This is a genomic window from Pseudomonas sp. 9Ag (genome assembly GCF_902506445.1).
Taxonomy (GTDB): Bacteria; Pseudomonadota; Gammaproteobacteria; order Pseudomonadales; family Pseudomonadaceae; genus Stutzerimonas; species Stutzerimonas stutzeri_AB.
Map to the genome: position 1 here is coordinate 2457241 of NZ_LR733836.1, position 14147 is coordinate 2471387.

Sequence of the window (14147 nt, forward strand, 5' to 3'; positions counted from 1 at the left end):
ACGCTGGCGCTGTCAGTTCCTTTATTGACTGCCTGCGGCGGTCCGCTGTCATCGCTCAACCCAGCCAGTCATATGGCACGCCAGATCGCTCATGTCTGGTGGGGCATGTTTGCCTTCGCCACGCTGGTGCTGGTCGCGGTCAGCGCCATCTGGATCTATGCACTGGCACGCAAGCCGCGGGAGACCAGCAAAGAACAGGCAGTGAGGATCAACCGACGCTGGGTCATTGGTGGCGGTATCGTGCTGCCGAGCCTGAGCATCGTTGTTCTGCTGATCTTCGGCATCCCCACCGGGCGCAGCATGATGCCGTTGCCGGTCGAGGGTCAGCAGCCGTTGAAGATTGAAGTCACCGGTCACCAATGGTGGTGGGAGGTGCACTACCCGGACAGCGGCGTCACCACCGCGAACCAGCTGATCATCCCGGCCGGACGGCTGATAGACGTAAACGTCACCAGCGCCGACGTCATCCATTCGTTCTGGATTCCGCGACTCGGCGGCAAAATGGACATGATCCCCGGACGCACCAACGTCATTCGCCTGCAGGCGGGTCATACCGGCGTCTTCCACGGTCAGTGTTCGGAATTCTGCGGGTTGCAGCATGCGCACATGAAACTGCACGTCGAGGCGCTGGACGAAGTCGGTTTCGATCAATGGATCGCCGCACGGGAGAACCTCAGTATCGAGCAACGCGCGCCCGGCGACGCCGGTCGGGTGTTCGATGAGCGCTGCGGTCAGTGCCATCGTGTCGCGGGGATCACCAACGGCAGTCGCGCGCCGGACCTCTCAGACCTTGCCACACGGCCAAGCCTCGGCGCTGGCGTGATCGACAACGACCATGACGGATTGCGTCAGTGGCTCCGCGAACACAAGACGCTCAAATTCGGCAACGGTATGCCTGCGCATGACGACGTTCCGCCGCAAACCCTCGATCAGATTGCCGATTGGCTGGAGACGCTCGCTCCATGACTCAACTCGACCAAAGCAGCAAACCCAGCACGGATCCGGATCAGCTGCACGACCAGTTCAACGAAGTCTGGGGCAATCCGCGCGGCTGGCGCGCGCTGACGATTGTCAACCACACCACCATTGGCCTGCGTTTTCTGGTCACCGGCGCCGTGTTCTTCTTGATTGGTGGGCTGATGGCCATGCTCATCCGCACACAACTGGCCTTGCCCGGGTATGTGCTGATGGAGCCGGAGGTTTACAACCAGGTCTTCACCATGCACGGCTCGGTGATGATGTTCCTCTTCGCCGTGCCAATGATGGAGGGCCTGGCGGTCTACCTGATTCCGAAGATGATCGGCGCACGGGACTTGATCTTCCCGCGTCTTTCGTCACTCGGCTACTTCTGCTACCTGTTCGGCGGCATCATCCTGTTGTCGAGCGTGTTTCTCGGCGTCGCGCCAAAAGCGGGCTGGTTCATGTATACGCCGCTGTCGAGTTCGGCACACATGCCGGGCGTCAACTCGGACTTCTGGCTGCTCGGCATCACCTTCGTGGAGATCTCTGCGGTCAGTGCCGGTGTCGAGCTGGTGGTCTCGATCCTGCGCACGCGCACCAATGGCATGGCGCTGCACAAGATGCCGCTGTACGCCTGGTACATCCTGGTCATGGCGTTGATGATCGTGTTCGGCTTCCCGCCACTGATCCTGGGCAGCATTCTGCTGGAGCTCGAACGTGCTGCCGGGCTGCCCTTTTTCGATGCGTCCAAAGGCGGCGACCCGGTGCTCTGGCAACACCTCTTCTGGCTGTTCGGCCATCCGGAGGTGTACATCATCTTCTTGCCCGGGGCCGGAATCGTCTCGACCCTGCTACCGGTGTTTTGTCAGCGACCACTGGTGGGGTATCGCTGGGTGGTGCTCGGTGTACTGACCACCGGGTTCCTGAGTTTTGGGTTGTGGGTGCATCACATGTTTACCGTCGGCATTCCGGCATTGGCGCTGGGGTTCTTCTCCGCGGCGAGCATGCTCGTGGCAATACCCACTGGCGTGCAGATCTTTGCCTGGATCGCGACGTTATGGCTGGGTAAACCGGTCTATCACGTGCCGATGCTCTGGCTGGTCGGCTTCCTGATCGTGTTCGTCTGTGGCGGCCTGACCGGGGTGATGGTGGCGCTAGTGCCCTTCGACTGGCAGGTGCATGACACCCACTTCATCGTCGCGCACATGCATTACGTGCTGGTGGGCGGGATGTTCTTTCCGTTGATGGCCGGGCTCTATTATTGGCTGCCGCACTTCTCCGGCCGTATGCCGTCTGTGCGTCTGGGCCGTTGGGGCTTCTGGCTGGTGTTCATCGGCTTCAACACCACGTTCCTGATCATGCACTGGACTGGCCTGCTCGGCATGCCGCGACGGGTCTACACCTACGACACCGGTCTGGGCTGGGACCTGCCCAACCTGATTTCCTCGATCGGCAGCTTCATCATGGCCATCGGCATCGGCACCATTTTGCTGGATATCGTGCTGCACTTCCGCTTCGGTCAACCGGCAAAAACTAACCCCTGGAATGCCGACACCCTGGAGTGGGCCACGTGCCTGCCGCCGAGCCCGTACAACTTCGTCAGCTTGCCAGACATCACCGACCGTCATCCGCTATGGAAAGACCCCGACCTGCCCCACAGCATCGCCCGCGGCGAGCATTCCTTGAAGGCTATCGACCATGGTCGTCGTGAAACCTGGGGCTCGGATCCGCTGAGCGGCAAAGTCCGCGAAATCATTCATTTGCCCGGCAACAGTTGGTGGCCATTCGTGGCTTCGGTGTTTCTGGCGGTGCTCTGCCTGAGCCTGCTGAACAAGTTCTACTGGGTCGCGTTGATCGCTACGGTCGCCACCTTGATCGTGCTGTTCCGCTGGTCCTGGGAGAACGGTGCCCATCCCGCCGCCGCGCCCGATGCGCAAACGCAACCTGGCGAGCCACCGCTGCACTCGCGGACCTTTGACGGACCCGGCCTCTGGGGAATGGGCGTCACCCTACTGGCCGACGGCACCCTTTACTTGTCGTTGCTGTTCGGCTGGTTCTACCTGTGGACAGTCTCACCCGAATGGATGGTGCCGGAGCATTCCGACCTGAACGGCTGGCTGATGCTCGCAAGTGCGGTGCTGCTGACGATTGGGACGATGTGGATGCGACTCGTGCCCGGCCGGCTGCGTCGGGGAAGCGGCGGGCAGTTGATGCTCAACCTCGGCGCCATCACGGCGACAGGCGCCGTACAGTGGGCCATGTTGCTGTGGCTGCTGCTGACGGCGAACCTGAAGGTGACTGAGACGGCGCACGACGCGGTGGTCTTCGTGATTCTGGCCTACGGCCTGATTCATTGCGGGCTGGCGACGATACTCACGCTGCTGCAGACCCTGCGGGTGATGTACGGCTACGTCGGCGACAAGGCGCCATATGAGGTGGTGGTCGTCGAGCAGCTTTGGTACTACAACCTCGGCGTGATATGGAGCGCGTACGCCGCGATTGTCCTGTTCCCGAATGCATGGGGAGGTGCCTGATGAAGTACAACCGCACCTCCGTCTTTCATCCCATTCAGATTCCGTTTGGGCTGACCATCTGGAGCCTCTGGTTTGCCGCGATGTACGGATCGCACGCGGTGGTCTGCGGCATCGCACCACCGGACCCCAGCCAGGGAGTATTCAACTGGCTGAATGCAAGCTTCGGCCTGTTCACGGTGCTGGTGATTGTGCTGCTGCTGTGGCTAGGGCGCCGGACCTGGAAGCTGGCACACGAACCCAACGATCTCAATGATCGGCAGGTTTTCGTGCTCAAGGTGTCGTCCGGGATTCACTTCATCGCGGCGTTGGCGACGGTCTTCGTCGGCATGCAGCTGGTGTTTCTACCACCCTGCGTCTGAACGAGGCGCCCGTATGTTGCGAGGCGTTCAGTCGAGCTTCTTGCGGATCCAGTACAGATAAGTGCCGTCGTCAGCCTGCTGGTCGACCAGCTCGTGGCCCAGAAACACGCAAAACTTGGGGATATCGCGCTGGGTCGATGGATCGGTCGCAATGACTTTCAAGACGTCGCCCGCAGGCAGATCGCGCACCTTGTTGTGCAGCATCATGACCGGCTCAGGGCAGTTGAGGCCGCTGGCATCGAGCAGCGCATCAGCGGACAGTTCGGTAGTTCGAGACATCAGGGGCTCCAGAAAACAGGACGGTATTGTCGCGCCAGCAGCAGGCGGCAGGGTTTACAGCCGACGCAGATGGCAAGTCACTTCCTCGCGGTCATGGTATAGCTGCTTGCAGCCGATGCTCGCCTTCACTCCTCGTTCGGCAAGCCCGTCGGCGATGCGTTCCAAGAGCCGCTTCACCTCGGCGTAGCGCTGTTTCATTGGAAGCTTCAGGTTGACCACAGCCTCACGGCACAAGCCTTCGCCGATCCAGGTTTCGAGCAATGCGGCATTCTTTGCGGGCTTCTCGACGATGTCGCAAACCATCCAATTCACAGGGCGCTTGGGGCGGAAGGCAAAGCCATCAGCACGGTAATGGCCGACCAGACCGGACTCGAGGAGCTCTTCGTTCATTGGCCCGTTGTCCACCGCCATTACCTCGATTTCCCGGTTGACCAGCTGCCACGTCCAGCCGCCCGGGGAGGCGCCGAGGTCAACGGCCGTCATGCCTGGAGCCAAGCGCTCGTCCCACTGATCGCGAGGAATAAAATGATGCCACGCCTCCTCGAGTTTCAAAGTCGAACGACTCGGCGCTTGGCGGGGGAATTTCAGCCGAGGGATACCCATCGGCCACATAGCGCTGTTGTCCGCCTCGGCCAGGCCAACAAAGACCTCACGACCACTCTTGAACGTAAGCAACAGGCGCGGCCCCTGACCGCCCTCCTTCAATCTGCCGGCCTTTTCCAGCGCCTTGCGCAACGGACCCTCGAATTTTCGGCAGAAGTTGGAAAGCTCCTTGCCATCGTTGGTGTCCACCACTTCCAGCCACAGGCTGCTGCACACCGGCATTGATTTGAGGCGTTCGAGCAACACACCGATCCGGTCGGTTTCCGGCAGCGCCAGCCATTCGCCGCGCGCCCACTGCCGGGGAAATATCAGCCGAGCGAACCGCGCACCACGCATCATGCGCTCTGGTCCTGCTGCGTCGTTGCAGATGAACTCGGCACAGGCACTGTCGGCTTTGGCCTTGGCGTAGCCGGCCACATCGAGGCGAGCGGCCTGGTCGCTGATTTCGGCGCACACCTCGTTCTCGAAACCGGGGCGGCAATGCAGCAGCAATGTATTCATGATACGAACCCTATAAGCGGCGCAAAGCGCATCGGCGCCAGCACCCCCTACGACAAAAGGCGCACATGATAGCCGAGTGGGGAACCACGGGCTTACTGGTTCGGTCCAGTGAACAGTTGCAGGAGTCGTTTGCACCCCGGCAAGCAGCGCCTTTAGGCGGCTGCAAACACGCTGTCGCGGCCCGACTCCCGCACTCTTCGCCATTTCGATTGGCGGCCAGTTTCGTGGCGAACCCTTTCGCCAGGCGCTAGGTTCTAAAGAACGCTCCCGACTCAATCAGCCCGGCCGTGCGGGCACAAGGAGAGACCAATGCCATCCCTGGACAGCCTGAATTGCCGTCGCAGCCTCGACGTTAACGGCAAAACCTACCACTACTACAGCCTCCCCGAAGCGGCGAAGCAGCTCGGCGACATCAGCCGTTTGCCGACCTCGCTCAAGGTGCTGCTGGAAAACCTGCTGCGCTGGGAAGATGACGTGACGGTTCGCGCCGATGACTTCAACTCGCTGGCGGTGTGGCTTCAGACGCATACCTCCGAACGAGAGATCCAGTACCGCCCGGCACGTGTATTGATGCAGGACTTTACCGGCGTGCCCGCCGTGGTCGATCTGACTGCCATGCGAGATGCGGTTTCCCGTGCCGGTGCCGACCCACAGCGGATCAACCCGTTGTCGCCGGTGGATCTGGTAATCGACCACTCGGTGATGGTCGACCGCTTCGGTACCGACAAGGCGTTCGAGCAGAACGTCGATATCGAGATGCAGCGCAACGGTGAACGTTACGAGTTCCTACGCTGGGGCCAGCAGGCCTTCGACAATTTTCGCGTGGTACCGCCGGGCACCGGCATCTGTCACCAGGTGAATTTGGAATATCTAGGCCAGGTCGTCTGGACCAAGGAAGAGAACGGCGAAACCATCGCCTACCCTGACACCCTGGTCGGCACTGACTCACACACCACCATGATTAACGGTCTTGGCGTGCTGGGCTGGGGCGTGGGCGGCATCGAGGCGGAAGCGGCGATGCTCGGCCAGCCGGTCTCGATGCTGATCCCGGAAGTGATCGGCATGCGCCTGACCGGCAAGCTCAACGAAGGCGTGACGGCCACCGATCTGGTGCTGACCGTGACGCAGATCCTGCGCAAGCACGGTGTCGTGGGCAAGTTCGTCGAGTTCTTCGGGCCCGGTCTGGATCACCTCCCCCTCGCCGACCGCGCGACGATCGGCAACATGGCGCCGGAATATGGCGCGACCTGCGGCTTCTTTCCCGTGGACCAGATCACCATCGATTACCTGCGTCTGACCGGTCGTGACGAAGACCGCATTGCGCTGGTCGAGGCTTATAGCAAGGCTCAGGGCATGTGGCGCGACAACAACTCGCCGGATCCGGTGTTTACCGCCACGCTGGAACTGGATCTGGCCGAAGTCAAACCATCGCTCGCCGGCCCGAAGCGTCCGCAGGACAGGGTAACGCTCGGCGATATCGGCGCGAATTTCGATCTGCTCCTGGAAACCAGCGGCAAGACGCAGCAGATCGACGCATCGTTCCCGGTTACCGGCGAAGAATACGGCCTCAAGCATGGCGCTGTGGTCATTGCAGCCATCACCTCTTGCACCAACACCTCCAACCCGAACGTGCTGATGGCCGCTGGTCTGGTGGCGAAGAAAGCGCTGGAGCGTGGCTTGCAGAGAGCGCCATGGGTGAAGTCCTCGCTCGCCCCCGGCTCCAAGGTGGTCACCGATTACCTTGAACGCGCTGGGTTGACCACCTACCTCGATCAGCTGGGCTTCAATCTGGTCGGCTACGGGTGCACCACCTGCATCGGTAACTCTGGCCCGCTGCCTGACGCCATTGGCCAGGCCATCACCGACAACGATCTGGTGGTGTCTTCGGTGTTGTCCGGCAACCGCAACTTCGAAGGCCGGGTGCATCCGCTGGTCAAAGCCAATTGGCTGGCTTCGCCGCCACTGGTAGTGGCTTTCGCCCTGGCCGGCACCACCCGGATCAACATGGACAAGGATCCGATCGGCTACGACAAACAGAACCAGCCGGTCTATCTCAAGGACATCTGGCCGACCAGTGCGGAGGTGGACGAAGCGGTCAGCAAGATCGACGGACAGATGTTCCGCACCCGCTACGCCGATGTATTCAGCGGCGATGAGCATTGGCAGTCCATTGCGGTCACCGCTGGCGACACCTATAAATGGAACAACAGTTCCAGCTATGTGCAGAACCCACCCTTCTTCGAGGACATCGGGCAACCCCTGACGCCACCGAAGGATGTTGAGAACGCGCGAGTCCTTGCGGTATTTGGTGACTCCATCACCACGGACCACATCTCTCCGGCCGGCAACATCAAGGCCAGCTCCCCTGCCGGCGTCTATCTGCAGGAGCTGGGCGTACAGCCGGAGGACTTCAACTCCTATGGTTCGCGCCGCGGTAATCACGAAGTCATGATGCGCGGCACCTTTGCCAACATCCGCATCAAAAACGAGATGCTCGGCGGCGAAGAAGGCGGCAACACCCTGTATCAGCCAAGTGGCGAACGGATGTCCATCTATGACGCTGCGATGCGTTACCAGGCGGAGGCTGTGCCCCTGGTCGTCATCGCGGGCAAAGAGTACGGCACCGGTTCCAGCCGCGACTGGGCCGCGAAAGGCACCAATCTGCTAGGGGTGAAAGCCGTTATTGCCGAGAGCTTTGAGCGAATCCACCGTTCGAACCTGATCGGCATGGGCGTTCTGGCGCTGCAGTTCGTCGGCGACCAGACCCGGCAGTCGCTGGGGCTGACCGGAAACGAGAAGCTGTCGATACGCGGCCTGGGCGCCGACATCAAGCCACGTCAGCTGCTGACAGTCGACCTGGAACGTGCCGACGGTGGCCGCGACAGCTTTCAGGTGCTCTGCCGCATCGACACCCTCAACGAGGTTGAGTACTTCAAAGCCGGCGGTATTTTGCATTACGTGCTGCGCCAGTTGATCGAGGGCTGAAAGACAGAAACAGACGTCGCTTCAATGAAGGCCCGCTGCAGCACATCTGCAGTGGGCTTTTTTTGTGCTGCCATTTATCCACTGTCGCTTAAGTCTTTGGAAAATCAGCCGTTACGATGCCAAGCACAACGGTCGTGAACTTGGCGTCAAAATGCCATCATTCCCAGAGCCGCAAATTTGCGGACTGACCGAACATAATAAGTGGCCATGGCCACCCCGACTTGCCAGGCGTATTGCATGCGAAACAACCAGCCCGTTACTCAACGTGAATATGCGTTTCCCGATCAGCAAAGATTGATTTCCACCACTGACCTGACCGGCAAGATTACTTATTGCAACGACATCTTTGCTGAGGTCAGTGGCTTTGAACGCAGTGAGCTGATCGGCGCACCACATAGCCTGATACGCCATCCAGACGTCCCTTCGGCGGTGTTCGGCCATATGTGGGCCACACTCAAGGACGGCAAGCCCTGGATGGGCATCGTCAAGAACCGCCGCAACAACGGCGATCACTATTGGGTCAACGCTTACGTCACGCCAGTGCTGGATGCTCAGCGCAAGGTCATCGGATATGAGTCGGTTCGCACCAAGCCAACCCGCGAACAGGTCGGGCGTGCGGAAGCGCTCTATGCTCGGCTAAACGCGGGGAAAAGTGGGGTTCCCCAGCGCGACAAGTGGCTCCCAACCGTGGTCAATTGGCTGCCCTTTATCGTCATCAGCCAGATTGGCTTCCTGATCGGCGCTTGGCACGACCACGGCTGGGGGTTCGCGCTCGCCGCTCTGCTGTCGATACCCCTCGGATTGATCGGTCGTCACTGGCAGATGCGCGGGATGCAGCGATTGCTCGGCCTGGCTCAGCAGTCAACCAGTGATCCGCTGATCGCTAAAATGTATACCGACAGCCATGGCGCCGAGGCACAGCTGGAAATGGCCCTGCTCAGCGAGCATGCACGACTCAAAACATGCCTGACCCGCCTGCAGGACAGCGCCGTGCAACTGCAGCAGCAGGCCAAGCGGGCGGACAACCTGGCCCATAGCTGCTCTGATGGATTGTCGCGCCAGCATCACGAGACCGAGCAGGTCGCTGCCGCAATCACGCAGATGGCCGCCACCACCCAGGAGGTCGCCAGCAACGTAGCCCTTGCAGCGGAGGCCACCGAACAAGCCAACCAGCTCACTGCTCAGGGTCGGCAGATCAGCTCGCAGACGCGCAAAGCCATCGAACTACTGGCCGCGGCCGTCACCGAAACCGGCGACGCGGTGTCCGCACTGGCACAGAACAGTAACGAGATCGGCACCGTGGTTGATGTGATCAAGAGCATTGCCGACCAGACCAACCTGCTGGCACTGAACGCAGCCATCGAAGCCGCGCGAGCGGGTGAAAGCGGTCGAGGCTTCGCTGTGGTGGCTGACGAGGTCCGGCAACTGGCTCAGCGCACGGCATCCGCCACGGGACAGATTCATCAGCTGATCGAAAAGCTGCAGCAGCAGGCGCGCCAGGCCGTGGAAACCACCGAGCAAGGCCGAAGCCAGGCGAGCCGCGGCGTAGAGCGCGTCATTGACGCCGACGGGGCACTAACAGGCATCAGCGAGGCGGTGGGCCGTATTATCGACATGACCGCGCAGATCGCTTCCGCAACCGAGCAGCAAAGCGCAGTGGCTGACGAAATCAGCCAGAACGTTGGCAATATCGCTCGCCTTGCCGACCAAACCTCTGGCGATGCACAGAGCTCGGCGCTGCTTTCCGAAGACCTGGCGGCGACTGCTCAGTCGCAGTACAGCCTGGTAGAGCGCTTCAACCGCTAACTAAAGCCTCATCTCAGTATTGTTGAGGCCACCAAGCATGCCCGCTTACCGCGTCACGGTAGCGGGCATTTTGGATTTGATCGAGCCTAAAGGCTGCCGAGGAATGCCGCGATTGCGTCCGCAGCCTTGTCCAGAGACTGTTCGTGGGTAAAGCCTGAGCGTTTCAGTGGTTTGAGATCATGATCGGCCGCCATCAGCCAATCGAGGCGAATCGCCGGCGACAGGGAGTAGCCGGCGACGGTGTCTCGGTTACCCAGGGCATCGCGCTCCCCCTGAATAATCAGCGTCGGTGTTCGCAGCTCTGCCAGGTGCGCCACTCGTGGTTTTTCCGGCTTGCCCACGGCATGAAACGGATAGCCCAAACATACCAGCGCATCAACCGCGAGCTCGTCAGCCAACATGCTCGCCATTCGCCCGCCCATCGACTTGCCACCGATCGCCAATCGCCCTGCGGTTTGCTGTCGCACCGTTCGATAAACCGCCCGCCATTGCTGAAGCAACTGCGCCTGTGGATTTGGCGGACGCTTGCGTTCATCGATGCGCCTGCGGGCCATATAGGCAAACTCGAAACGAAAGACCGCCACGCCCCGCGCCACCAGCCGTTCAGTCATCTGCTCCATGAACGGGCTGTCCATCGGAGCGCCGGCTCCATGCGCCAGGATCAGGCCCGCGCAAACCGTCCCCTTTGGTTGATCACGCCGGACGAATGGAATTTCCTCGCCCTGTGAGTATTGACCGGCGTCAATACCGGCCATTTGCCCAGTGCCCATCCTTGCCCCCGCTTTCTATTGAAAGAAATCTCTGCTCACCGCAACAGAAAAACATGCTCATTACCGTGGATGGAAGCCCATACATGAACACAGCAACCAGTACCGCCTATGACTACAAGGTGGTCCGCCAATTTGCCATCATGACGGTGGTGTGGGGAATCGTCGGGATGGGGCTCGGCGTTTTCATCGCAGCACAATTGGCCTGGCCATTTCTCAACTTTGACCTCCCATGGACCAGTTTCGGTCGTCTACGCCCATTGCACACCAACGCGGTGATCTTCGCCTTCGGCGGCTGTGCATTGTTCGCGACGTCTTACTATTCGGTCCAGCGCACCTGTCAGACCACTCTGTTCGCACCAAAGCTGGCCGCGTTCACGTTCTGGGGTTGGCAACTGGTCATCCTGCTGGCCGCGATCTCTCTGCCGCTGGGCTTTACCAGTTCCAAGGAATACGCCGAACTGGAATGGCCGATCGATATCCTGATCACCATCGTCTGGGTGTCCTACGCGGTCGTGTTCTTCGGCACCCTGGCCACGCGCAAGGTCAAGCACATCTACGTCGGCAACTGGTTCTTCGGCGCCTTCATCCTGACCGTGGCGATTCTGCATCTCGTCAACAACCTCGAAGTGCCGGTCACAGCAATGAAGTCCTACTCGGTGTATGCCGGTGCGACCGATGCGATGGTCCAGTGGTGGTACGGCCACAACGCCGTAGGGTTCTTCCTCACTGCAGGCTTCCTCGGGATCATGTACTACTTCGTGCCCAAGCAGGCTGAACGTCCCGTGTATTCCTATCGTCTGTCGATCGTCCACTTCTGGGCACTGATCACCGTCTACATCTGGGCCGGCCCACACCACCTGCACTACACAGCACTGCCGGACTGGGCGCAGTCGCTGGGCATGGTGATGTCGCTGATTCTGCTGGCGCCAAGCTGGGGTGGCATGATCAACGGCATGATGACGCTTTCCGGGGCCTGGCATAAGTTGCGCAGCGACCCCATCCTGCGCTTCCTGGTCGTATCTTTGGCTTTCTATGGCATGTCGACCTTCGAAGGCCCGATGATGGCCATCAAGACCGTCAACGCGCTGTCCCACTACACCGACTGGACCATCGGTCACGTTCATGCAGGTGCGCTCGGCTGGGTGGCCATGGTCTCCATCGGTGCGCTCTATCACCTGATTCCGAAAGTGTTCGGTCGTGTCCAGATGCACAGCATCGGCCTGATCAACGCGCACTTCTGGCTCGCCACCATCGGCACCGTGCTCTACATCGCCTCGATGTGGGTCAACGGCATCGCTCAGGGCCTTATGTGGCGTGCGATCAACGAAGACGGCACCCTCACCTACTCCTTCGTCGAAGCGCTTGAAGCCAGTCATCCGGGCTTTGTGGTACGCATGATCGGTGGTGCGATCTTCTTCACCGGCATGTTGCTGATGGCCTACAACACCTGGCGCACCGTACAGGCCGCCAAGCCGGCCGAATACGAAGCCGCCGCGCAGATCGCCTGAGGAGCAGACTGATGAAGAAGCACGAAATACTAGAGAAAAACGTCGGCCTGCTGACTCTGTTCATGATTCTGGCAGTGAGCATCGGCGGTCTGACCCAGATCGTTCCGCTGTTCTTTCAGGACGTGGTCAACGAGCCGGTAGAAGGCATGAAGCCTTACACCGCGCTGCAGCTGGAAGGCCGTGACATCTACATCCGTGAAGGCTGCGTCGGCTGTCACTCTCAGATGATCCGTCCGTTCCGTGCTGAGACGGAGCGTTATGGACACTACTCGGTGGCGGGTGAAAGCGTGTACGACCACCCGTTCCTGTGGGGCTCCAAGCGTACCGGTCCGGACCTGGCCCGCGTCGGCGGCCGTTACTCCGATGACTGGCACCGTGCGCACCTCTACAACCCGCGCAACGTCGTGCCTGAATCGAAGATGCCGTCATATCCGTGGCTGGTTGAGGACACCCTTGACGGCCAGGACACCGCCACCAAGATGAAAGCGCTGCGCACCGTCGGCGTGCCGTACAGCGACGAGGACATCGCCACTGCGGGAGACGCTGTCAAGGGCAAGACCGAGATGGACGCTCTGGTGGCCTACCTGCAGGTGCTCGGTACCGCGCTGCAGAACAAGCGCTGAGATCGACGGCAAGCTATCGAGAACGACGCGCTGCAGCGCAGCCGTCAGGGAACCAACATCGCGGGCAGCTCGAGCGTTCGGGCTGCCCAGGAGTAACAGATGAACGCTTTCTGGAGTGGATACATCGCCCTGCTGACGCTGGGCACCATTGTCGCTCTGTTCTGGCTGATCTTCGCTACCCGTAAGGGCGAATCTGCAGGCACGACCGACAAGACCATGGGACATTCCTTCGACGGTATTGAGGAATACGACAATCCGCTGCCTCGGTGGTGGTTCATGCTCTTCATCGGCACCTTGGTGTTCGGCATTTTCTACCTGGTGCTCTACCCGGGCCTGGGTAACTGGAAAGGCGTGATGCCAGGCTATGAAGACGGCTGGACCCAGGACAAGCAATGGCAGCGTGAAGTTGATCAGGCTGACGCGAAATTTGGCCCGATCTTCGCCAAATATTCCGCCATGACTGTAGCGCAGGTCGCTCAGGACGAGCGGGCGCTGAAGATCGGCGGTCGTCTGTTCGCCAACTACTGCTCGGTTTGCCACGGCTCGGACGCCAAGGGCGCGGTCGGTTTCCCGAATCTGGCGGATAGTGAATGGCGCTGGGGCGGCGATGCCGAAACCATCAAGACAACTATCCTCCACGGTCGCGTGGCAGCGATGCCGGCTTGGGGTCAGGTCATCGGTGAGGAAGGCGTGAAGAACGTTGCCGCCTATGTACGCAATGATCTCGGTGGTCTGCCCCTGCCAGAAGGCAGCGATGCAGACACTGCTGCGGGTGGCCAGGTCTACGCTCAGACCTGCTCGGTCTGCCACGGTGCAAATGGGGAAGGCATGGCCGCCCTCGGCGCACCCAAGCTGACCAACCCAGCCGGCTGGATCTACGGCTCAAGCCTGCCGCAGCTGCAGCAGACCATTCGTCACGGCCGCAACGGGCAGATGCCTGCGCAGGAACAATACCTGGGCAACGACAAAGTGCACCTCCTGGCCGCTTACGTTTATAGCCTTTCACAGCAACCAGAACGCGTAGCCAAGCAATAACGCTCTACAGGGCGATACGCCGTATCGCCCTGCTTCTGATCAACTTTCTGCTCCATGCGACGCTCTGTCGCAGACCACCCACCCCTCCTCCGTTTGCTCCTTCCTCCCGCTGATCTAATATTCCTCTCTACTCGCCGAAGTCGCGCAGAACTATAAGGCGAAGCCCTCGATTCATCACATCGGC

11 protein-coding genes and 1 pseudogene are annotated in these 14147 nt (G+C 60.5%); 9 read left to right on the plus strand and 3 right to left on the minus strand.

Annotation, left to right across the window (positions count from 1 at the left end; genetic code table 11):
* The first annotated feature begins 72 nt into the window (after positions 1–72).
* From coxB to ALTERO38_RS10925, 3 genes are read left to right on the plus strand one after another with little or no spacing between them, the layout of a single operon-like run.
* Entirely contained in the window at positions 73–966 is an 894-nt protein-coding gene (coxB, locus tag ALTERO38_RS10915) for a cytochrome c oxidase subunit II (protein ID WP_159968393.1), read from the plus strand.
* A complete protein-coding gene (ctaD, locus tag ALTERO38_RS10920; protein ID WP_159968394.1) occupies positions 963–3494 on the plus strand; it encodes a cytochrome c oxidase subunit I in 2532 nt (843 codons plus the stop codon). The genes coxB and ctaD overlap by 4 nt, the downstream gene beginning before the upstream one ends.
* A complete protein-coding gene (locus ALTERO38_RS10925; RefSeq protein WP_046161167.1) occupies positions 3494–3853 on the plus strand; it encodes a hypothetical protein in 360 nt (119 codons plus the stop codon). Before ctaD ends, ALTERO38_RS10925 begins: the two co-directional genes overlap by 1 nt.
* A gap of 27 nt (positions 3854–3880) precedes the next feature.
* Here the strand turns inward: ALTERO38_RS10925 and tusA are convergent, their stop codons facing one another.
* Both tusA and rlmM read right to left on the minus strand, forming a co-directional pair.
* Positions 3881–4132: a sulfurtransferase TusA gene (gene tusA, locus ALTERO38_RS10930; protein WP_045427723.1), complete on the minus strand. Its 252-nt coding sequence runs from the start codon at positions 4130–4132 to the stop codon at positions 3881–3883.
* 54 nt (positions 4133–4186) lie between these two features.
* On the minus strand, positions 4187–5236 hold the full coding sequence (rlmM, locus tag ALTERO38_RS10935) for a 23S rRNA (cytidine(2498)-2'-O)-methyltransferase RlmM (RefSeq protein WP_159968395.1): 1050 nt from the start codon (positions 5234–5236) through the stop codon (positions 4187–4189).
* Between the two features lie 309 nt (positions 5237–5545).
* On the opposite strand from rlmM, the gene acnA reads away from it, so the two are divergent.
* The 3 genes and pseudogenes from acnA to ALTERO38_RS10945 all read left to right on the plus strand — a co-directional run bounded on the left by acnA (position 5546) and on the right by ALTERO38_RS10945 (position 10027).
* Entirely contained in the window at positions 5546–8221 is a 2676-nt protein-coding gene (gene acnA, locus ALTERO38_RS10940; RefSeq protein ID WP_159968396.1) for an aconitate hydratase AcnA, read from the plus strand.
* A 237-nt stretch (positions 8222–8458) separates the two neighbouring features.
* A pseudogene (locus ALTERO38_RS21805) lies at positions 8459–8791 on the plus strand (PAS domain-containing protein); the annotation flags it as partial.
* Positions 8792–8908: 117 nt separating this feature from the next.
* The gene (locus ALTERO38_RS10945; RefSeq protein WP_372239416.1) at positions 8909–10027 is read left to right on the plus strand and encodes a methyl-accepting chemotaxis protein; all 1119 of its coding nucleotides are present in this window, start codon (positions 8909–8911) and stop codon (positions 10025–10027) included.
* Positions 10028–10113: 86 nt separating this feature from the next.
* On the opposite strand, the gene ALTERO38_RS10950 is transcribed toward ALTERO38_RS10945, so the two are convergent.
* Positions 10114–10797 (minus strand): alpha/beta family hydrolase, encoded by a 684-nt coding sequence (locus ALTERO38_RS10950; RefSeq protein WP_159968398.1) that lies wholly within the window; start codon positions 10795–10797, stop codon positions 10114–10116.
* 83 nt (positions 10798–10880) lie between these two features.
* On the opposite strand from ALTERO38_RS10950, the gene ccoN reads away from it, so the two are divergent.
* The 3 genes from ccoN to ccoP all read left to right on the plus strand — a co-directional run bounded on the left by ccoN (position 10881) and on the right by ccoP (position 13963).
* Positions 10881–12305 (plus strand): cytochrome-c oxidase, cbb3-type subunit I, encoded by a 1425-nt coding sequence (gene ccoN, locus ALTERO38_RS10955; protein WP_102835402.1) that lies wholly within the window; start codon positions 10881–10883, stop codon positions 12303–12305.
* Positions 12306–12316: 11 nt separating this feature from the next.
* Positions 12317–12928 (plus strand): cytochrome-c oxidase, cbb3-type subunit II, encoded by a 612-nt coding sequence (gene ccoO / locus ALTERO38_RS10960; protein WP_102835403.1) that lies wholly within the window; start codon positions 12317–12319, stop codon positions 12926–12928.
* Positions 12929–13027: 99 nt separating this feature from the next.
* Entirely contained in the window at positions 13028–13963 is a 936-nt protein-coding gene (gene ccoP / locus ALTERO38_RS10965; protein ID WP_045427743.1) for a cytochrome-c oxidase, cbb3-type subunit III, read from the plus strand.
* Positions 13964–14147 lie beyond the last annotated feature (184 nt).